21 protein-coding genes are annotated in these 19741 nt (G+C 70.8%); 15 read left to right on the top strand and 6 right to left on the bottom strand.

The annotated features are described in order from the left end of the window. The first annotated feature begins 251 nt into the window (after positions 1–251). Together ABZ070_RS16590 and ABZ070_RS16585 are read left to right on the top strand one after the other, a co-directional pair. Complete coding sequence (locus ABZ070_RS16590) at positions 252–1760, top strand: glutamate-cysteine ligase family protein (protein ID WP_356634334.1); 1509 nt, start codon at positions 252–254, stop codon at positions 1758–1760. Positions 1761–1959: 199 nt separating this feature from the next. Next, positions 1960–2760 carry a CPBP family intramembrane glutamic endopeptidase gene (locus ABZ070_RS16585; protein WP_356634332.1) on the top strand — a complete coding sequence of 267 codons (801 nt, stop codon included), beginning with the start codon at positions 1960–1962 and terminating at the stop codon, positions 2758–2760. Positions 2761–2826: 66 nt separating this feature from the next. Here the strand turns inward: ABZ070_RS16585 and ABZ070_RS16580 are convergent, their stop codons facing one another. Continuing rightward, positions 2827–3648: a PhzF family phenazine biosynthesis protein gene (locus tag ABZ070_RS16580; protein WP_356634330.1), complete on the bottom strand. Its 822-nt coding sequence runs from the start codon at positions 3646–3648 to the stop codon at positions 2827–2829. A gap of 138 nt (positions 3649–3786) precedes the next feature. Between ABZ070_RS16580 and ABZ070_RS16575 the strand changes: the two genes are divergently transcribed. Continuing rightward, a complete protein-coding gene (locus ABZ070_RS16575) occupies positions 3787–4401 on the top strand; it encodes a PadR family transcriptional regulator (RefSeq protein WP_356634328.1) in 615 nt (204 codons plus the stop codon). Positions 4402–4505: 104 nt separating this feature from the next. Here ABZ070_RS16575 and ABZ070_RS16570 read toward each other — a convergent pair whose 3' ends face one another. After that, on the bottom strand, positions 4506–4934 hold the full coding sequence (locus ABZ070_RS16570; protein WP_356634326.1) for an SRPBCC family protein: 429 nt from the start codon (positions 4932–4934) through the stop codon (positions 4506–4508). 297 nt (positions 4935–5231) lie between these two features. Here ABZ070_RS16570 and ABZ070_RS16565 point away from each other — a divergent pair, with 297 nt between their 5' ends. The 3 genes from ABZ070_RS16565 to ABZ070_RS16555 all read left to right on the top strand — a co-directional run bounded on the left by ABZ070_RS16565 (position 5232) and on the right by ABZ070_RS16555 (position 8071). Next, positions 5232–5798, top strand: coding sequence for a Clp protease N-terminal domain-containing protein (locus tag ABZ070_RS16565; protein WP_356634357.1), 567 nt, complete (start codon positions 5232–5234; stop codon positions 5796–5798). Positions 5799–5829: 31 nt separating this feature from the next. Further along, a complete protein-coding gene (locus ABZ070_RS16560) occupies positions 5830–6840 on the top strand; it encodes an EamA family transporter (RefSeq protein WP_356634324.1) in 1011 nt (336 codons plus the stop codon). Positions 6841–7063: 223 nt separating this feature from the next. Next, positions 7064–8071 carry an EamA family transporter gene (locus tag ABZ070_RS16555; RefSeq protein ID WP_356634322.1) on the top strand — a complete coding sequence of 336 codons (1008 nt, stop codon included), beginning with the start codon at positions 7064–7066 and terminating at the stop codon, positions 8069–8071. A gap of 141 nt (positions 8072–8212) precedes the next feature. Here ABZ070_RS16555 and ABZ070_RS16550 read toward each other — a convergent pair whose 3' ends face one another. Next, the gene (locus ABZ070_RS16550; RefSeq protein WP_356634320.1) at positions 8213–8881 is read right to left on the bottom strand and encodes a pyridoxamine 5'-phosphate oxidase family protein; all 669 of its coding nucleotides are present in this window, start codon (positions 8879–8881) and stop codon (positions 8213–8215) included. A gap of 23 nt (positions 8882–8904) precedes the next feature. On the opposite strand from ABZ070_RS16550, the gene ABZ070_RS16545 reads away from it, so the two are divergent. Further along, on the top strand, positions 8905–10236 hold the full coding sequence (locus ABZ070_RS16545; RefSeq protein WP_356634318.1) for an aminotransferase class I/II-fold pyridoxal phosphate-dependent enzyme: 1332 nt from the start codon (positions 8905–8907) through the stop codon (positions 10234–10236). Here ABZ070_RS16545 and ABZ070_RS16540 read toward each other — a convergent pair. After that, entirely contained in the window at positions 10227–11282 is a 1056-nt protein-coding gene (locus ABZ070_RS16540) for a DMT family transporter (protein ID WP_356634316.1), read from the bottom strand. The two genes, ABZ070_RS16545 and ABZ070_RS16540, sit on opposite strands and share 10 nt — an antisense overlap. A 74-nt stretch (positions 11283–11356) precedes the next feature. Between ABZ070_RS16540 and ABZ070_RS16535 the strand changes: the two genes are divergently transcribed. Continuing rightward, positions 11357–12259 (top strand): LysR family transcriptional regulator, encoded by a 903-nt coding sequence (locus ABZ070_RS16535; RefSeq protein ID WP_356634314.1) that lies wholly within the window; start codon positions 11357–11359, stop codon positions 12257–12259. On the opposite strand, the gene ABZ070_RS16530 is transcribed toward ABZ070_RS16535, so the two are convergent. Then, positions 12248–12715, bottom strand: a complete 468-nt coding sequence (locus ABZ070_RS16530) for a pyridoxamine 5'-phosphate oxidase family protein (RefSeq protein WP_356634312.1) — start codon at positions 12713–12715, stop codon at positions 12248–12250. The genes ABZ070_RS16535 and ABZ070_RS16530 overlap by 12 nt on opposite strands. Before the next feature lie 135 nt (positions 12716–12850). Here ABZ070_RS16530 and ABZ070_RS16525 point away from each other — a divergent pair, with 135 nt between their 5' ends. Then, positions 12851–13501 carry a cysteine hydrolase gene (locus ABZ070_RS16525; protein ID WP_356634310.1) on the top strand — a complete coding sequence of 217 codons (651 nt, stop codon included), beginning with the start codon at positions 12851–12853 and terminating at the stop codon, positions 13499–13501. Here the strand turns inward: ABZ070_RS16525 and ABZ070_RS16520 are convergent. Further along, positions 13488–13949 carry a Rieske (2Fe-2S) protein gene (locus ABZ070_RS16520; protein ID WP_356634308.1) on the bottom strand — a complete coding sequence of 154 codons (462 nt, stop codon included), beginning with the start codon at positions 13947–13949 and terminating at the stop codon, positions 13488–13490. The genes ABZ070_RS16525 and ABZ070_RS16520 overlap by 14 nt on opposite strands. A gap of 166 nt (positions 13950–14115) precedes the next feature. Here ABZ070_RS16520 and ABZ070_RS16515 point away from each other — a divergent pair, with 166 nt between their 5' ends. The 6 genes from ABZ070_RS16515 (at position 14116) to ABZ070_RS16490 (ending at position 19553) form a co-directional block, all read left to right on the top strand. Continuing rightward, a complete protein-coding gene (locus ABZ070_RS16515; protein ID WP_356634306.1) occupies positions 14116–14970 on the top strand; it encodes a HipA family kinase in 855 nt (284 codons plus the stop codon). Next, entirely contained in the window at positions 14967–15350 is a 384-nt protein-coding gene (locus ABZ070_RS16510) for a DUF3037 domain-containing protein (RefSeq protein ID WP_356634304.1), read from the top strand. Before ABZ070_RS16515 ends, ABZ070_RS16510 begins: the two co-directional genes overlap by 4 nt. Before the next feature lie 173 nt (positions 15351–15523). Beyond that, positions 15524–16285 carry a 3-oxoacyl-ACP reductase FabG gene (gene fabG, locus ABZ070_RS16505; RefSeq protein ID WP_356634302.1) on the top strand — a complete coding sequence of 254 codons (762 nt, stop codon included), beginning with the start codon at positions 15524–15526 and terminating at the stop codon, positions 16283–16285. A 17-nt stretch (positions 16286–16302) separates the two neighbouring features. Further along, a complete protein-coding gene (locus ABZ070_RS16500; protein ID WP_356634300.1) occupies positions 16303–17085 on the top strand; it encodes an SDR family oxidoreductase in 783 nt (260 codons plus the stop codon). A 127-nt stretch (positions 17086–17212) separates the two neighbouring features. Then, on the top strand, positions 17213–18787 hold the full coding sequence (locus ABZ070_RS16495; protein WP_356634298.1) for an ABC transporter substrate-binding protein: 1575 nt from the start codon (positions 17213–17215) through the stop codon (positions 18785–18787). An 82-nt stretch (positions 18788–18869) separates the two neighbouring features. After that, complete coding sequence (locus tag ABZ070_RS16490) at positions 18870–19553, top strand: uracil-DNA glycosylase (protein WP_356634296.1); 684 nt, start codon at positions 18870–18872, stop codon at positions 19551–19553. The last annotated feature ends 188 nt before the right edge of the window (positions 19554–19741 follow it).

The following is a 19741-nucleotide window of genomic DNA, read 5'->3' as shown; positions in this document are numbered from 1 at the left end:
TGCCTGCAGGGCTTCGGCCTGCGGCGTCGACCTCGGCGCGGTAGGCCGAAAGAGGTCTGTGTTTTTCGCCGCCATCCGGTGCAGGCAACTGCCCATTGCGGCATGCCGCTGGAATGTGCCCGTGGAGTGCTCTGTCCAGCCTATCGGGCGCGGGCGCCCGGCGTGACGTTATGGATCAAAGAGTCTGGGCATTATCGTCCGTGACGTGGCGGTCGGCGCTGCGTGGTGCCCACGCGAGGAGGGACCCTTCGATGGGGGAGAAGGTCGCGGCAGGCGTGTTCGACCTGTCCGATCGGCAGCGGTACCGACGGAAGCTGCAACAGTGCCTGGCGGGACTGGGGCGGCTGCTGGGGGAGAAGAGGTTCGACCGCCCCAAGAATCTGATGGGGCTCGAGATAGAGCTGAATCTCGCCGGCGAAGACGGTATGCCGCGGATGATGAATGCCGAGGTGCTCTCCCGTATCGCGAGTCCGGATTTCCAGACCGAGCTCGGCATGTTCAATCTGGAAGTAAATATCGTCCCGCACCGGCTGGGCGGCCGTGTTCTCGATCAGCTGGCGGAGGAGTTGCGGACCGGTCTCGGATATGCGGACCGCAAGGCGCAGGAGATCGGTTCCGGCATCGTGATGATCGGAATTCTTCCGACGCTCACGCAGCAGGACCTGGTCTCCGCGAACCTCTCCGACGTCGACCGCTACATGCTGCTCAACGACCAGATCGTGGCCGCGCGGGGCGAGGAGTTCACCCTCGACATCGACGGCGTGGAGCATTTGACGTGCACCTCGGCGTCGATCGCTCCCGAAGCGGCCTGCACGTCCGTGCAGTTGCATCTCCAGGTCACCCCGGGCCGCTTCGCCGACGTGTGGAACGCGGCGCAGGCGGTGGCGGCCGTGCAGGTCGCCGTCGGCGCCAACTCGCCGTTCCTCTTCGGCAAGGAGCTGTGGCGCGAGTCGCGCCCTCCGCTCTTCCAGCAGGCCACGGACACCCGGCCGCCCGAGTTGCAGGCCCAGGGCGTACGGCCGCGGACGTGGTTCGGCGAGCGGTGGGTCGACTCCGCGTACGACCTCTTCGAGGAGAACCTCCGCTACTACCCCGCGCTGCTGCCCATCTGCGGCGACGAGGATCCCCTGCGGGTACTGGACGAGGGCGGAGTTCCACGGCTCCAGGAGCTGGTCCTGCACAACGGCACCATCTACCGGTGGAACCGGCCGGTGTACGACGTGGCCGACGGTGTCCCCCATCTGCGGGTGGAGAACCGTGTGTTGCCGGCGGGCCCGACGGTGACCGACGTCATCGCCAACGCGGCCTTCTACTACGGCCTGGTCCGCGCCCTGGCCGAGGAATCCCGCCCGGTGTGGACGCGACTGCCGTTCGCCGCTGCCGCCGAGAACTTCGAGACCGCGTGCCGCCACGGCATCGACGCCGAACTCCAGTGGCCGCGTCCGGGCCGTGGGGGAATCACCGGCGTTCCCGTCGTCAAGCTCGTCCGTGACGAGCTGCTGCCGCTCGCCGCGGCGGGGCTCGACGCATGGAACGTGGAGCCCGCCGACCGCGACCGGTATCTGGGGGTCATCGAGGAGCGGTGCCGCCGCCGGATGAACGGAGCCTCCTGGCAGGCGGACACCTACCACCGGGCGCGCGAGGCGGGGCTGCACCGGGAGGCGTCGCTGGCGGCGATGACGCGCCGCTACTGTGAGCTGGTGCGTGAGGGGCAGCCGGTGCACACCTGGCCGGTGGGGTTTCCGGGGACCCACTCCTGACCGGGCCTGACCCGATCCGATTCGGCTGATCCGAGCCGGCCCGAGCCTCACGCCTGACGCGCCGGTCGTGGAGGGGACCTGACTACGTCCGCCGTACTGTCGTCGGGCAAGCTGTGACGTCCCATGCGGTGGTGCTGCTCCTCGAGCGTGATCGGCGTGATCGAGCGGGGACGAGGCGCGAGGAACAACGGAGGCAGGAGTGCAGGCGGAGCCGGGAGGTGTGGCCGAATCCATTCCCCAGGCCGCGATGTCACGAACGATTTTGCGGTCGGAGACGGTGCTCGTGCTTGCGCTGTCTCTCGGGGCCAGTGCGGTGTCGTCACTGATCAGTTTTGTCGGATCGCTGACGAAACCGGGAGGACTGGAGGATCAGGCGGCGACGCTCAACGGGTCGTTCGCTCCCGGGCGGCCATGGCTGGATCTCGCCTGGCAGCTTTTCGGGATCGCCACGGCGCTGGTACCGGTGGCGCTCGTCGCTCATCTGCTGATCCGTGAACGCGCCGGGCTCTTTGCCATCGGGTTCGACCGGAGCAGGCCGTGGTCCGACCTCGGGCGCGGCGCGCTCGTCGCCGCGTGCATCGGCAGCGCGGGGCTGGCCTTCTACCTCGTGGCGCGGGCATCGGGCTTCAACCTCACGGTGGTGCCCGAGTCGCTGCCCGACGTGTGGTGGAAGTATCCGGTACTGATTCTCTCGGCGATCCAGAACTCCGTGCTGGAGGAAGTGATCGTCGTCGGCTATCTGCTGCGCCGACTCGATCAGCTGGGCTGGACGCCGCTGGCGGCTCTGGCCGCGAGCTCGGTGCTTCGCGGCTCGTACCACCTCTACCAGGGCATCGGCGGGTTCATCGGCAACATGGTGATGGGTGTGGTCTTCGTGCTGCTGTACCGGCGATGGGGGCGGGTGGGACCACTGGTGGCGGCGCACGCCCTGCTCGACATCGTCGCCTTCGTCGGGTACGGGCTGCTGGCGGGGAAGGTGGACTGGCTGCCCACTGTCTGACCGACCGACTCGTACGCGCCGGGGACGTGCGGGCATCCGCCCCTGATTCCCCGGCGCGTTCCTGTGTCAGGGGGTGGTGAGCAGTTCGCCGTCGATCACGGTCACCGCATGGCCGGTGAGCAGCGTTCGGTCGCCGCGCAGGCAGGTGCGGACCAGGCCGGAGCGGGCCGATGCCTGCAGGCCGGTCAGTTCGGTGCGGCCGAGACGGGCCGACCAGAAGGGGGCGAGCGCTGTGTGGGCGCTGCCGGTGACGGGGTCCTCGTCGATCCCCACGCGGGGGAAGAAGCCGCGAGAGACGAAGTCGTAGGGGCTTTGTGGGTCCTCGGCCGCGGCGGTGGCGATGATGCCGCGCTCCGAGAGCGCCACCAGCGCGGCGAAGTCGGGCCGCAGGCCGCGTACGGACCGCTCGTCGGCCAGTTCGACCAGGAGGTCCCCGATGTGCGGGCCGGTGTCATGGGCCGAGAGCACCGTCGCGCCGAGGGCTTTTGCCACTGCGGGCGGGACGTCGACGGGGGTCAGCGGGGAGGTGGGGAAGTCGAGGGTGAGCATCCCCTCCTCGTCCGCGGTGGCCGTCAGCGTTCCGCAGCGCGCCGCGAAGCGGACCGTGCCGGTGGCCGCCCCCGTGGTGCGCAGCACGTGCGCGGTGGCGAGCGTGGCGTGGCCGCACATGTCGACCTCGGTGGCCGGGGTGAACCAGCGCAGTGCCCAGTCCGCGTCCCCGCCGGCCGGCAGGGGGTGGGCGAAGGCGGTCTCCGAGAGGTTCACCTCCGTGGCCACCTGCTGGAGCCAGGCGTCGGAGGGGAAGCCGTCGGAGTCCAGCAGCAGGACTCCGGCGGGATTTCCGGTGAAGGGGCGGTCGGTGAAGGCATCGACGATTCGAATCCGCATGGAGCGACCGTAGGGCGCGCGTGACGTCGCAGGCCAAGGCCAATTCGGGGGCGGCGGCCCCACAGGGCCTTGTCGTACGATCGGTTCCGATATATCGTTGACGCATCGCGACTGATCAACGATGGAAGGAGCGTAGCGATGCGTTCACATGGAAACGGACCGGAACACGAGCACGGCCGCGGTCATGGGTACTGCGGGCCCGGCCATCAGGGTCGGGGCGAGTCCGAAGGCCGACGGGCGGCCTTCGGGCCCTGGGGTCCGCCCTTCGGTGGCGGCCCCTTCGGCGGACGCGGTCGCGGCGGCGGGCGGGGAAGGGCGCGGCGCGGCGACGTGCGCGCCTCGATCCTGGCGCTGCTCAAGGACCGCCCGATGCACGGTTACGAGATGATCCAGGAGATCGGCGAGCGCAGCGGCGGGGCGTGGAAGCCCAGCCCGGGCTCGGTCTATCCGACGCTCCAGCTGCTGGAGGACGAGGGCTTGATCATCAGTCAGAGCGAGGGCGGCAAGAAGCTGTTCACGCTGACCGACACCGGGCGCGCCGAGGCCGAGTCCGGCCCTGAGGCTCCATGGGAGGAGGCCGGGCGCGGTGTCGACTGGGAGACGGTCAACGAGATCCGGCAGGCCGGTTTCGGCCTCATGGAGGCGTTCGGTCAGGTCTGGAAGACCGGCAGCGTCGAACAGCGGCAGAAGGCTGTCGCCGTCATCAACGAGGCCCGCAAGAAGCTTTACCTGATCCTCGCCGACGAGCACTGAGCCCGTACGGTTTCGAAGGGCCCCGCGTGATCGCGGGGCCCTTCGTCGTCGGTCGAGTGGTGGGTCGTCAAGGGGCGTGAGGCGCGGCGGTGTGTACGGGCCGCTCAGGCGACCAGGCCGCCGAGCTTGCGGAGAGACTCGTTGAGCGCGGCCGTCGCCGAGTCCGTCAGCTTGCCTGCCATCAGCGACACGGCCGCGCCCGTGAATTCGCCGTCTATGCGCACGTCCGTCGCGTCGCCGACCGGGGTGAGCGAGTATCGGGTACCGACGACGACGGACATCGGGCCCTTGCCCTTGATGGCGAGTACACGTTCTGCCTCCAGCTCCTCCACGGTCCAGGTCACCTCCGCGGGGAAGCCCATCAGCTTCATGTTCTCCGCGAAGGTGGCACCGGTCTCCAGGGGATCCGGGCCGCCCTTCGGGAAGCTGGTGTGGGTGGCGTTCCACCGGCCGTAGGAGGCGAAGTCGGTCAACTGGGCCCAGACCTTTCCGGCCGGTGCCTCGATGCGTGCCTCCGCGCTGACTTCGGCCATGCGACCACCCCTTCGGGTCGGGTTACGGTGTCGCGGACCGTAGCTCTGAGTGCGACAACATTCAATACTGACGAACCATCAGCTTCCGTCGCGGGTCCGGTTCGTGCAGGCGAGGGGCCGGTGCGGAGCGAGAGCGGTGCGGCGGTCGGCGGACGAACTGCCGCGGTCTCATCCGCAGGGAGGAGGAGTCGCCCGTGCGTGCCCAACTTCGGTGGGATGCCCAAATGCTCCCCCGCGAGGACGCCGCGGCGCCGGACACCTGATGAGGTGGGAGATGTGCAAAGCCCTGCCTCGTGGCTGCCCCGGCGGCCGCCCGCCCCTGTCCGCGCCGACATCGAAGCCGCACTCACCGTGGAGTTGGCCTCGGTGGTCGCCGGTGCCCGCAGACGGGTGCTGCGAGACGGGGACCGGCAGATCGACACGGCCCATCTGCTGCACTCACTGATGGAGCACGACCCCGAGGTCAGGGCCGCGGTCGGCCGCCCGGCGCAGGTGGCGCGGGTCCTCGGCTACCTCGTGCAGCGCAGCATCGGTTACGGACTCGCGTGGCAGGGCTCCGTAGAGGACTCCGGCGCGCTTCCGGTGGCCCGCGACGCCGATCCGGGGCGCTCTCCTTCTGTGCCGGCCGGCCGGGCGATGCCCGACGTTCCGGGATGGTCGCCCGCGGCCGTGGCTGCCATGGCGGGCGCACTCGCCATGGCGCGGAGGCGCGGCGACAGCCGGGCCACGGGCATGGACGTGCTGGCGTGCGTAGCCACCGACCCCGGATCCCGGGCGGTCGAGGTACTGCGGAGGGCGGGCGTCGAGGCGGCGTTGGTCGCGGCGCGGATCTCGGAGCTGTCTCGACATGTGTCACAGGGGTGACGGTCCTGACCGGCGCTGACATGATGTGCCGATGCAAGCGTCTCAGGGAAGGAGCGCCGGCCTGGGACTCGCCCTGGGCTCGGCGTTCGCGTTCGGTGGATCGGGCGTCGCGGCCAAGCCGCTGATCGAGGCGGGGCTCGACCCGCTGCACGTCGTATGGCTGCGCGTCGCCGGTGCCGCGCTGGTCATGCTGCCGGTGGCCTGGCGCCACCGGAGCCTGCTCCGGCGCAGGCCGGCGCTGCTCGCGGGGTTCGGGCTGCTGGCAGTGGCCGGCGTCCAGGCCTGCTACTTCGCGTCGATCTCGCGCATCCCCGTCGGCGTCGCGTTGCTGATCGAGTATCTGGCCCCCGCTCTCGTGCTCGGCTGGGTCCGCTTCGTCCAGCGCCGCGCCGTGACAAGGGCGGCCGCGCTGGGCGTTGTCCTCGCGGTCGCCGGCCTCGCGTGCGTGGTCGAGGTCTGGGCCGGGCTGAGCTTCGACGCGCTCGGGCTGCTGCTGGCCCTCGGCGCCGCCTGCTGCCAGGTGGGCTACTTCGTCCTCTCCGACCACGGCGGCGACGGCGAGGACGCGCCCGACCCGCTCGGCGTGATCGCGTACGGGCTCCTCATCGGCGCGGCAGTGCTCACGGTGGTCTCCCGGCCCTGGGGCATGGACTGGTCGCTGCTGGCCGGTGGGGCGGACATGGGCGGCACCGAGGTGCCGGCGGTGCTTCTGCTGGGGTGGGTCGTGCTGATCGCCACCGTGCTCGCGTACGTGACGGGCGTCGTCTCGGTACGCCGGTTGTCGCCGCAGGTGGCGGGAGTGGTGGCCTGCCTGGAGGCGGTCGTCGCGACCGTGCTGGCGTGGGTGCTCCTGCACGAGCACCTTTCGGCGCCGCAGATCATCGGTGGCGCGGTCGTCCTCGTCGGCGCGTTCATCGCCCAGTCGCAGGCGCCGAAGCCGCCGGCCGGGCCGGTGGCGGCAGGCGGGCCGGAGGCCGTCCCGGCGATGGCCGGTGACGGTGCCGAACCAAGTGAGTTGTCCGCCGGTCGGCGAGCGCCGTAGGGTGGCGAGCATGCTTTCGACCGTACTTTCGCCGCCCGCCGCGTAACGCGGGCGGCCGTCTCCCTGACACAGGCCGGGCTCGGGTCGGTCCCGAGCATGATGGTGCTGCCCGCGTGACTGAGCCGAGCGACCAGCCGACCTGATCACCACGCGGAGAAGTCACGTGTCGAGTTCCTCTTCCTGTTGCCCTGCGGCGTCCGCTGCACCTTCTGCTGCCGCCCTCATGTCTGCCGGCGCGTCCGCCGGAGGGTCTGCCGGCGTCTTGGCCGGACCGACCGTCGGGCGGGGCCTCATCTATCTGATCTTTGCCGGGTTCGCCTGGGGGACCGCCGGCGCCGCCGCGTCCCTCGCGTTCGAGGTGAGCGACCTCGGTCCGCTCGCGCTGTCGTTCTGGCGGTGCGTGGGCGGGCTGGCGTTGCTGCTCCCCGTGCTCTGGCTGCGCGCGCGGCGGCGCTCCACGCCGGCCGGTGCCGGTGGGCTCGCTCCCCTGGCCGAACCGCGCCCCCGACGGCTCGTGCGTATCCTCGGCACGGGTGTCGGCCTCACGATCTTCCAGAGCGCCTACTTCGCCGCAGTCGAGGTGACGGGCCTCGCCGTCGCCACGGTCGTGACGCTGGGCGCGGGCCCCGTCCTCATCGCGGTCGGCGCACGACTGACGATGGGGGAGCAGCTGGGCCGCGGCGGGACCCTGGCAGTCCTCGGCGCACTGGCGGGGCTCGGCGTGCTCGTCCTCGGCGGCACAGCCGCGGACGTACGGCCGGTGGGGGTCCTGCTCGCCGTGCTGTCCGCCGCCGGATACGCCGCGATCACCTTGCTGACGCGCTGGCTCGGCAGGGACGGAGGCGGCGGGGACTCGCTGTCGACGACGGCGTGGGCGTTCGCGATCGGGTCGGTGGGGCTGCTGCCGATGGTGCTCGGCGAAGGCCTGCTGCCGCACACGGCGGAACTGGCGCGCGTCGTCGTGCTGATGGCGTACGTCGCCGCCGTGCCGACTGCCCTGGCCTACGCCCTCTACTTCGCGGGCGCGGCGGTCGTCCGGGCGGCGACAGTGTCGGTGATCATGCTGCTGGAGCCGGTGAGCGCGGCGGTCATCGCGGTGACACTGCTCGACGAGCGCCTGACGCCCGCGACGGTGACGGGCACGCTGCTGCTGCTCACGGCGGTGGCGGGGCTCGCGGCGGCGGAGGCGCGGGGGGCGGCGGGGCGGAGACGGCTGGTCGCGCCCGCGTGACGTCCCCCTGACGCGTCGCTTTCTCACGACCGGTCCCGTCGCTCCTCGAGACCGGTCCCGTCGCTTCGTGGAACCGGGCTCCGCCCCCCGCATGTCGTGCGGGCGGAGCCCCGCCGCGCCCGCCCCCTGCCGTCCCCCGCGTCAGAGATAGGCGGGCAGGGGCGTGGACGGGGCCAGGTCGGGGGAGGGGATCGGGGTGGCGGCCTGGACCGAGACCGGGACGACGCCCGCCCAGTAGGGGAGCGTGAGATCCGCCGGGTCGTCGTTCGGGGCGCCTGTGCGGGTCTTGGCCGAGACCTCGGTCAGGTCGAGGCGGAGCACGGCCGTCGCCGCGAGTTCCTTGGCGTTGGCAGGACGGGAGTCGGCGGAGCGGCCGGGGATCGCGTGGTCGACCAGCGCGTCGAGCGCCGTGCGCTTCTCCGCCGGGTCGGTGACCTGCCGGGCGCTGCCGTGGACCACGACGGACCGGTAGTTGAGCGAGTGATGGAAGGCGGAGCGTGCCAGTACGAGCCCGTCGACGTGGGTCACCGTCACGCACACCGGCAGGCCCGGATCCGTCCCGCCCGCCATGCGCAGGGGGCGCGAGCCCGTCGACCCGTGCACGTACAGCCGCTCCCCGACACGGGCGAACAGCGTCGGGAGGACGACCGGCGCGCCGTCGCGGACAAAACCGAGGTGGCAGATGTAGGCGGTGTCGAGTATCGAGTGCACCAGTTCGCGGTCGTACGAAGCGCGCTCACGGGCGCGGGTCGGGATGGTGCGCTCTGTCGGCTCGTAGGCCTCCGCGGACTCGGACATTGCGTTCTCCATTGCACTAGTGCATAATGTTGTTTGTGCTAGGAGAGTATCGGATCGTCGGGCGGCGTGCATCGGAGATTGCCGCGAGCGTCGAGCGCGCCGTGGGTGCGGGAGACCTCGAGCCGGGCCAACTGCTGCCACCCATGCGTGAGTTGGCGACGGAGCTCGGGGTCAATCCGAACACCGTCGCGGCCGCCTACCGCACCCTGCGCGAGCGCGGAGTGATCGAGACCGCCGGCCGCAGGGGCAGCCGGATCCGCCCCCGGCCGGCCAGTACGGCGCGCGGATCCATCCGGGTCGACGCGCCCCCCGGCGTACGGGACCTTGGTGACGGCAACCCCGACGTCTCGCTGCTGCCGCCGTTGGACGCCGCGCTCACCGCCGCCGCGCGGCGGCATGCGAAAGAGCCCGGCCTCTATGGCCATGAGCCGCTGGACGCCGAGTTCGTGCGCCTGGCGCGAGCCGCCATGGACACCGACGGCATCCCCGCCGGACCCCTCGCGGCCACCTCCGGTTCCCTGGACGCCATCGAACGCGTCCTCGCCGCGCACCTCAGGGCGGGCGACGCGGTCGCCGTCGAGGATCCGGGCTGGGGGAGCCTGCTGGACCTCGTGTCGGCCCTGGGGCTCAAGGTCCTGCCCGTCGCGCTCGACGACGACGGCCCGCTGCCGGAGGAGGTGGAGCGCGCGCTGAGCGCCGGGGCCCGGGCGCTCGTCGTCACGGACCGCGCGCAGAACCCGACCGGCGCGGCCCTCAGCCGCCGCCGCGCGGATGAACTGCGCACCGTGCTCGCCCGGTCCCCCGGCACCCTGCTGATCGAGGACGACCACGGGTACGCCATCGTCGACCAGCCGCTGCACCCGCTCGCCGGGGTCACGGACCACTGGGCGTACGTGCGGTCGACGGCCAAGGCGTACGGACCGGACCTGCGTGTCGCCGTCCTCACCGGAGACGACGTCACCGTCGACCGTGTGCTGGGGCGACTGGGCCTGGGGCCCGGCTGGGTCAGCCGGCTGCTGCAGCACACCGTCGCCCATCTGTGGGCCTCGGACGCCGTCGACCCCGTTGCCGTCGCCCGCGCCTACGGCGGGCGCCGCGACGCCCTCATCGACGCGCTGGCACGAAGAGGAGTCCAGGCCCGCGGGCGCAGCGGCATGAACGTATGGGTGAGCGTCCCGGACGAGACCGGGGCAGTGACGCGGCTGCTGCACGCGGGATGGGCGGTCGCTCCGGGAGCGCGCTTCCGGTTGTCCTCGCCGCCGGGGGTGCGGTTGACCGTCTCGGGCCTGCGGCAGGCGGACATCGAGCCGCTCGCCGAAGCAGTCGCCTCGGCGGTCGGCCCGATGCCGGCCCGCAGTTACGGCTGAGTCCGCCCGACGGCGAGGCGTTCCTGCTCGGGCCGGGGCGGTGCCGACACCGTCCGCTGCCTCTCGGGCGCGGGTGCCGCGGACTTCGGCCGGCTCTGGGTCAGGGCCGCACCCGCCAGGACGATCAGTGCCCCCACCGGAGTGTTCCAGGCCAGGTGCTCGCCGAGGACCGCGACGCCCGCCGCCGTGGCGATGACCGGGATGAAGTAGGTGACCATCTGCGCCGTCGTCGGGCCGACCTCGACGACCAGCCCGTACTGGATCAGCAGCGCCAGCCCTGTGCCGAGCGTCCCGAGAGCGACCACGGCGAGCAGTGGGACGAGCGGGAACGCGGAGGGGAGGGTGGTGAACAGTGGGGTCACCACAGCGAGTTGTACTGTCGCGAGGCCCAGCTGGGCGCCGGTCAGCGACAGGGTCGAGCTGCCGGTCCCCGCCAGGGTACGGCGCACGTAGATCCAGCCGATCGGGTAGCTGAGCGAGGCGAGGAGCGCCATCGCCGTGCCGCCGAAGTCCAGTCCGGAGAAGCCCTGCCAGGCGCCGAGGACGGTGAGCACCCCCAGGAATCCGAGTCCGAGCCCGGCGACCCGGCGACGGGTCGGCCGGTCCTCGGAGAGCGCCACGAGGGAGAGTGCCATGCCCCACAGGGGTGATGTGGCGTTGCAGATACCGGCGAGCGTCGAGGGGATCGTGAGCTCGGCATAGGCGAAGAGTGAGAACGGCAGGGCGTTGAGGAAGAACGCCGCGACGGTCAGATGACCCCAGGTGCGCAGGCCCCGGGGCAGCCGTTCGCGGCGGACGGCCATGGCGACGACGAGCACCGCCGTGCCGAAGAGGAGGCGGCCGAAGGTGACCTGGAAGGGGGCGTACGCCTCGGTGCCCACCTTGATGAGAAGGAAGCTGAAGCCCCAGACCGTCGACAGGGCAGCGAACCGGATGCGCCAGTCGAGGACCCTCCGGCCCCGGGGGACGGGTGTCGGGGACGTGGCTGGGGGCGTGGTCCGGACAGGGGAACGGGGGCTGTCCGCCCCGGCGGCTGCGGTGGTCATGGTGCCTACGATGGCTCGATCCATCTCGTAGGACAAGCGAGAATTTATGGACCCCATCGCTTAGCATTGCTTACATGTTGAATTTGGAGCGCCTGCGTACGCTGGACGCCCTCGCCCGCCACGGATCGGTCGGCGCGGCGGCCGACGGGCTGCATGTCACCACCTCGGCCGTCTCCCAGCAGATGGCGAAGCTGGAGCGGGAGGTCGGCCAGCAACTGCTGGCGAAGAACGGGCGGGGCGTGCGCCTCACCGACGCCGGCCGGCTCCTCGCCGACCATGCCGCGCGCATCCTGTCCCAGGTCGAGCTCGCGCAGTCCGACATCGAGGCCCGGCGCGGCCAGGTGGTCGGAGAGGTCAGGATCGGGGCGTTCCCGACCGCCGCCCGCGGGCTGTTTCCGGCGGCGGTGTCCTCGCTGCGCCGGGACCATCCGGAGCTGCGGGTGCTGTCGCGGGAATTGGAGCCGGAGCAGAGCATCGGCGCCGTCGTCCGCGGGGACCTCGACCTCGCCGTGGTGCTCGACTGGAGCAACAAGCGGTTGCCCGTGCCCGGCGGACTGGCGCAGGCGCAGCTGCTCGACGACGCCCCCGACATCGCCATGCCGTCCGGTCATCCCCTCGCCGGCCGCGCGGAGGTCGACCTCGAGGAGTTCGCGGAGGACGAGTGGGTCTCCTGGCCGGAGGGCGAGTTCTGCCACGAGTGGCTGGTCTTCACCCTGCGTTCCAAGGGCATCGAGCCGCGGATCTCGCACCTGGCCGGCGAGCACCACACCCAGCTGGCACTGATCGCCGCGGGGCTCGGTGTCTGCGTCGCGCCGCGCCTCGGCCGAGGGCCGGTTCCCGACGGCGTCGCGCTCGTTCCCGTACGGCAGATGATGCGCCGCCATGTGTACGCGGTGTGGCGCACCGACGCCGACCGCAGGCCGTCGATCAGGGCGGCGGTCGACGCGCTGCGCAGGGCCGCGGGGTCAGAGGGCTGACAGCTTGCGGAAGTCCCAGGATGCGATCGCGTCGGGCGTGAGCCGCAGCCAGGCGTGCCGGCCGTCGTGCGGCATGGTGTCGAGGCCGAAGTTCTTCGCGGCGAACAGCGCTTCCGGGACGGCCAGTTCGGGAACGACCTCACCGGTGCGGGGGGACTCTCCGACGAACACGGCGGTGCCCGACAGCTCGACGCCCCGCAGCTCCCCGTACTCCTCGCCGTCGTCCACCACCACCGCGATGCGGGGGTCACGGCGCAGGTCCGCCCAGCGGCGGCTGCGGGTGAGGGAGTAGAGCCACAGCGACGCGCCGTCCCAGGCGAACCACAGGGCGCCCACGTGCGGCCGCCCGTCGGGGGAGACGGTGGCGACGCGGCAGGTGCGCTGCTCGGTCAAGAAGGCGTCGATCTCGCCCGGAGCCATCATGATGCGACGGCCCCGGCGCTGTGTGGCGGTCATCTGCGGCCCTCCGGCTCGGCGAACTGACCAGGCGTCAGAAGTTCTGCCGGTAAGCATGGAGTGTCTTCCCCCGGCGCGCAATGGCGGCTACCGTCGCGCTCCCGCGCTGCCCGGACGCGAGAACCAGGAGGTCCCATGCCGTCCTTCGAGCAGCTCATGGAACAGCTCGAGGCGTCCACCACCGCGCTTCTCACCGTCGAGTGCCAGGAGGGCGTCGTCGGGAAGGACAGTGCCCTGCCGGAACTCGCCGCGCAGGCGAGCTCGTCCGGCGCACTGCGCAACATCGCCCGGCTGGTCGGCGCGGCCCACGACGCCGGCGCACAGGTGCTGCACGCGGTGGCCGAGCGGCGCCCCGACGGCAGAGGGTCCAACCGCAACGCGCGGCTGTTCAGGGCCGCGGAACGGCTCCCGGTGCAACAGCACACCGGCACGTCGGCGGTACGCGTCGCCCCGCCGATCGAGGTGGCGCCCGAGGACATCGTCGTACGCCGACTGCACGGGCTCTCGCCCCTCGCCGGCACGGACGTGGACCCGCTGCTGCGCAACCTCGGCTGCCGCACCCTCGTCGTCACCGGCGTCTCGGCGAACGTCGCCGTGCCCTGCGCGGTCTTCGACGCGGTGAACCTCGGTTACACCGCGGTTGTCGTGGCGGACGCCATCGCGGGGGTACCCGCCGAGTACACCCCCGCGATGATCCGCAACACCCTGTCGCTCGTGGCGACGATCGTCACCACCGAGGAGGTGCTGTCCTGCTGGAAGGGCCTCCGCCGCATCACGCGAGCTTGATCGAGTCCCCCTCCACCGTGATCGAGGTGGGCGGCAGCGGCGCGGTCGCGGGGCCCGCCTTGACGCTGCCGTCGGACGCGTCGAACTGACTGTTGTGGCAAGGGCAGTTGATCGTGCCGTTCGAGATGTCCTTGACCGCGCAGCCCTGGTGCGTGCACTTCGACGAGAAGGCCTTGAACTCGCCCGCCACCGGCTGGGTGATCACCACGTCCCCGACGACCTTGCCGCCGCCCTCCGGGATGTCGGCGGTCTTGGCGAGCACGGTGCCGCCCGCGCCACCTCCGGACCCGGCCGCGCCGCCGTCCCCCGCGGGCTTGTCGGACCCGGTCTGCACCGAGTCGTCCGAGCCGCCGCACGCGGTCAGCGCGACGGTGAGACCGGCCCCGCCCACCGCGGCGACGACGGTACGGCGCGCCACGGTCCGCGCGGTCCCCTGCGATCCGGTCATGATGCTTCCTCTCCACTGTCCGGCCCTCGAACCGGCCGGTTCGTGATGTTGTACGGGACCCGGGACGACGCCGTTCAAGTCTTCACGGATTTCTCATCAGCCCGATCGGCCTTCCCGTCCGCCCGATCGGCCCAGACCGTGATCACGCTCAAGTTACTGTGGGGGAATGCTTTCCGAAGTCACCGCGACCCGCTATGTCACGCCCCTGCGTGAAGGCGGCTCGCTCCCCGGCATCGTCGAGGCCGACGATCTCGGCACCTACGTCATGAAGTTCACCGGCGCCGGGCAGGGCCGCAAGACCCTGGTCGCCGAGGTGATCTGCGGACAGCTCGGGCGAAGGCTGGGGCTGCGGGTGCCCGAGCTCGTCACCATCCAGCTCGACCCCGTCATCGGTCTCTCCGAGCCCGACCAGGAGGTGCAGGAGCTGCTCAAGGCCAGTGGTGGTCTCAACCTGGGCATGGACTTCCTGCCCGGCTCGCTCGGCTTCGACCCGCTCGCCTACGAGGTCGACCCGGAGGAGGCGGGCAAAGTCGTCTGGTTCGACGCGCTGATCAACAACGTGGACCGCTCCTGGCGCAATCCCAACATGCTGGTGTGGCACGGGGATCTGTGGCTGATCGACCACGGAGCCACCATGATCTGGCACCACAACTGGCCGGGTGCCGCCGCCTCCGCCGCCAAGCCGTACGACGCCTCCGACCACGCGCTCGCCCGCTTCGGCCCCGATGTCGCCGCTGCCGCCGCCGAACTCGCGCCGCTGGTGACCGAGGAACTGCTCACCGAGATCACCGCAGAGGTCCCCGACGAGTGGCTGGTCGACGAGCCGGGCTTCGACTCGACCGACGCCCTGCGCCGTTCGTACGTGGAGGCTCTGCTGCCGCGCGCCGCCACCATCCACGAGCGCGTCACCCTCGGCGCCCCGACGAAGTCCAGGCCTTCCCAGGCGCCGGGCTGGCTGACCGACCACCTGGCCCCGTGGCCGCACCCGACGAAGCAGAGCACGAAGGACACCGCCCAGTGAGCGACCGCGACGTTTTCGAGTACGCACTGCTACGCGTGGTTCCGCGGGTCGAGCGCGGGGAGTGCTTCAATGCGGGCGTGGTGGTCTACTGCCGCGCGAAGTCCTTCGTGGCGGCCCGCACGCATCTGGACGAGACCAAGCTGAGGGCGCTCGACCCGCAGGCGGACGTGACCGGCGTACGGGCCGCCCTGCATGCCGTCGAGGGCGTCTGCCTCGGCGGCGAGGACGCCGGGCAGGCCGCCCGCGACGACGCCGGCCGCCGCTTCCGATGGCTCATCGCTCCCCGCTCCACGGTCGTGCAGCCGGGGCCGGTGCACACCGGGCTCACGCTCGATCCGGAGGCGGAGGTGGAGCGGCTGCTCGACCTGCTGGTGCGATGAGGAGCCGCCGGCGATCGGTGTGACATGCGCCGTTGATCCGCGGTGCCGTTGACACCGAGTGCCAGGGCTTCTAGCGTCCTGTCTGCCGAAGGTACTAAGCGGTTGCTCAGCGAAGGAGCCGTGAGCAGTCGCCGGCACAGGATTGACGGGCTTCAAGGGCGAGGAGAACCAGAATGTCCACCACCGAGCAGCGTGTGGCTGTCGTGACCGGGGCCGCACGCGGCATTGGCGCCGCCACCGCGGTCAGGCTCGCGGCCGAGGGCCGCGCCGTAGCCGTACTCGACCTCGACGAGGCGGCCTGCAAGGACACCGTGGAGAAGATCACCGCGGCCGGCGGCAAGGCCCTGGCGGTGGGCTGCGACGTCTCGGACGCCGGACAGGTGGAGGCCGCGGTGGCCCGGGTGGCGGCCGAGCTCGGCCCGCCGACGATCCTCGTCAACAACGCCGGTGTGCTCCGCGACAACCTGCTCTTCAAGATGAGCGAGTCCGACTGGGACACCGTGATCAACGTGCACCTCAAGGGCGCGTTCCTGATGGCCAAGGCCTGCCAGAAGCACATGGTGGACGCCGGCTTCGGGCGTGTCGTCTCCCTCTCGTCGTCCTCGGCGCTCGGCAACCGCGGCCAGGCCAACTACGCGGCGGTCAAGGCCGGCCTGCAGGGGTTCACCAAGACCCTCGCCAAGGAGCTCGGCAAGTTCGGCATCACCGCCAACGCCGTCGCCCCCGGCTTCATCGTCACCGAGATGACCGCGCAGACCGCCGAGCGGGTCGGCATGGGCTTCGAGGACTTCCAGGCCGCCGCCGCCACCCAGATCCCCGTCCAGCGCGTGGGCCGCCCCGAGGACGTCGCGAATGCGATCGCCTTCTTCGCGGGCGACGACGCCGGCTTCGTCTCGGGCCAGGTCATGTACGTGGCCGGCGGCCCGCTCAACTGAATCGGGGTACGACGGACATGGCAGCAGCACAGGCAGCAGGGGCCGAGCAGGCGCCGGACAGCGGCAAGGTCGCGCTGATCACCGGCGGCAGCAGGGGCATCGGATACGGCGTCGCCGAGGCGCTCGTCGCCCGCGGCGACCGGGTGTGCATCACCGGCCGCGGCGAGGAGGCGCTCAAGGAGGCCGTGGAGCGGCTCGGGGCGGACCGTGCCATCGCGGTGGCCGGCAAGGCCGCCGACGAGGCCCACCAGGCGGCAGCGGTCGAACGCACCATGGAGGCGTTCGGTCGCGTCGACTTCCTGATCAACAACGCGGGCACCAACCCGGTCTTCGGCCCCATGGCCGAGCTCGACCTGAACGTGGCGCGGAAGGTCTACGAGACCAACGTGATCTCCGCGCTGGGCTTCGCCCAGCAGACGTGGAAGGCCTGGCAGAAGGAGAACGGCGGTGCGATCGTGAACATCGCGTCCGTCGCCGGCGTCTCCGCGTCCCCGTTCATCGGGGCGTACGGGATGAGCAAGGCGGCCATGGTCAACCTGACCCTCCAGCTGGCGCACGAGTTCGCGCCGGTCGTCCGGGTCAACGCCATCGCCCCCGCGGTGATCAAGACGAAGTTCGCCGAGGCGCTGTACGAGGGCCGTGAGGCCGAGGCGGCGGCGGCCTACCCGCTGGGACGGCTCGGAGTGCCCGAGGACATCGGCGGCGCGGCGGCTTTCCTGACCTCCGCACAGTCGGACTGGATCACGGGGCAGACGCTCGTCGTCGACGGCGGTATCTTCCTCAATGCGGGTGTGCACTGACGCCCAGCGGACCGTCGTGAGGCGGTTTGTTCCTGAATGATCCAAGTGCCCCGCCGGGCCTCCAGGTTGACCCGGCGGGGCGCTGCGGTATGGTTCGCCGACCCATGGCTGAACGAGGAGCGTGCACGTGTTCTACCGGACCTGTCTGCAGGCCGCTGCAGCCCTAGCGTCCATATCTCTGCTGGCGGGCTGCGGTCTTTTCTCGGACGAGGACGCCGACCGTGAACAGAAGATCTCCGTCGGCACGACGAGCGAGCCGAGCACTCTCGACCCGGCCGCTGCCTGGGACGGCTCGTGGGAGCTGTACCGGAACGTCTTCCAGACCCTGGTCAGCTTCCCGACGGGCAGCACCGCTCCGCAGCCGGACGCCGCCGACTGCCGGTTCACGGACACCGGCAACAAGGTCTTCGAGTGCGAGCTGCACGAGGGTCTGACCTTCACCAACGGTGACAAGCTGGACGCCGCCGCGGTCAAGCACTCCATCGACCGCATCAGAACCATCGACGTCGCCGGCGGCCCCAAGGGGCTGCTGGGGTCGCTCGACAAGGTCGAGACGACCGGCGACCGTATCGTCACGTTCCGTCTCAAGACGTCCGACGCCACGTTCCCGTTCATCCTGGCCACGCCGGCCATGTCGATCGTGCCGCCCTCCGAGTACCCGGCCGACAGGCTCCGCGAGGACGGCAAGCTGACCGGCTCCGGCCCGTACGCCCTGGAGTCGTACAAGAAGGGCGACCGGGCCGAGCTCACCCGCTTCGCCAACTACAAGGGCTTCGCGAAGATCAAGAACGACGCGGTCACCATCCGCTACTACGGCGACTCCGGCGTCATGATGACGGCGCTGAAGGAGCACGAGATCGACGCGATCAACCGTGGTCTGACAGCGGAGCAGGTCGTCGAGCTTCAGGAGAAGAAGCCCGAGAACGACCACCTCCAGCTCGTCGAGACCGTCGGTGCCGACATTCGCTACCTCGTCTTCAACCCCGCCGACCCGAACGCGGGCAAGCTGGCCGTGCGCCGCGCGATCGCGCAGATCGTCGACCGCGGGGCGCTCGTCGAGAAGGTCTACAAGGGCACGGCGGAACCGCTGTACTCGATGGTGCCCAAGGGCATCGCCGGGCACACGACCGAGTTCTTCGACCGGTTCGGCGAGCCGAACGTGACCAAGGCGGAGGAGATCCTCACCGGTGCGGGGATCACCGAGCCGGTCGCGCTGACGTTCTGGTACACCACCGACCGGTACGGTTCCGCGACGGAACCGGAGTTCGCCGAGCTCAAGCGGCAGCTCGAGGCGACCGGCCTGTTCAAGATCACGCTCGAGGGCAAGCCGTGGGCGGAGTTCCAGAAGGGCTACCAGAACGGGCAGTACCCCGTCTTCGGCCGAGGCTGGTTCCCGGACTTCCCTGACCCGGACAACTTCATCGCGCCGTTCGTCGGTCCGAACAACGTCCTCGGCACTCCGTACGAGGCGCCCGAGATCTCCGAGCAGCTTGTGCAGTCCCGGCGCGAGAGCGACCGCGGAGCCGTCACGAAGCAGTTCGAGCGGGCCCAAGAGATCCTCGTCGACGATGTTCGCCTGCTGCCGCTGTGGCAGGGCAAGCTGTACGTGGCGGCCAGCGAGGAGATCGCCGGCGGTGAGCGCGCCCTCGACCCGCAGACCGTCATGCAGGTCTGGGAGCTGCACCGCAAGGCCAGCTGGTAGGCGCTCTGTCAGTGCCGCCGGGTAGGTTCTGAGATCTCGGATCCGAGATCTCGGAACTGACCGTTCACCGGAGGTTGTTGACGTGACCGACACCGACATGCTGCCCGAGTCCTGGCGCGGCGTTCTCGGCGAGGAGCTGCAGAAGCCCTACTTCAAGGAGCTCACCGAATTCGTCGAGAAGGAGCGGGCGAACGGACCGGTGTACCCGCCGAGCGCGGAAGTCTTCGCCGCGCTCGATGCCACGCCGTACGACCGGGTGAAGGTGTTGATCCTCGGACAGGACCCGTACCACGGGGAGGGCCAGGGGCACGGCCTCTGCTTCTCCGTGCGTCCGGGCGTCAAGACCCCGCCCTCCCTGCGGAACATCTACAAGGAGATGCAGAGCGAGCTGGGGCACCCCGTCCCGGACAACGGCTATCTGATGCCGTGGGCGCGGCAGGGCGTCCTCCTGCTCAACGCGGTGCTCACCGTCCGGGCCGGCGAGGCCAACTCCCACAAGGGCAAGGGCTGGGAGAAGGTCACCGACGCGGTGATCCGCGCGGTGGCCTCCCGGCCCGACCCGGCGGTCTTCGTCCTCTGGGGCAACTACGCTCAGAAGAAGCTGCCGCTCATCGACGAGGAGCGGCACGCGGTCGTCAAGGGGGCACACCCCTCGCCGCTGTCCGCGAAGAAGTTCTTCGGCTCCCGGCCGTTCACCCGGATCAACGAGGCCGTGGCGGCCCAGGGCCACGAGCCCATCGACTGGCGGATCCCCGACATCGGCTAGGCCCTGTCCGGGCGGTCTTCTCGGGCTTGCGAGGCCGGCTACGGCACCTTGCTGTGTGGTCGCCAGTCGCCCGAGTGCTCCCCCGGCCTGGCGGCCGGGAGGGGCGCCCATGCGTACGAGGCCGACCCTCCGCCGGAGCTGCTGCGCATGGAAATCTCCGAATGCCCTTGTGCCGTACGGGATATGGC

This window comes from Streptomyces sp. NPDC006283, assembly GCF_040613325.1.
Classification (GTDB): Bacteria; Actinomycetota; Actinomycetes; order Streptomycetales; family Streptomycetaceae; genus Streptomyces.
This window is presented reverse-complemented; position numbering and strand designations above follow the sequence as displayed.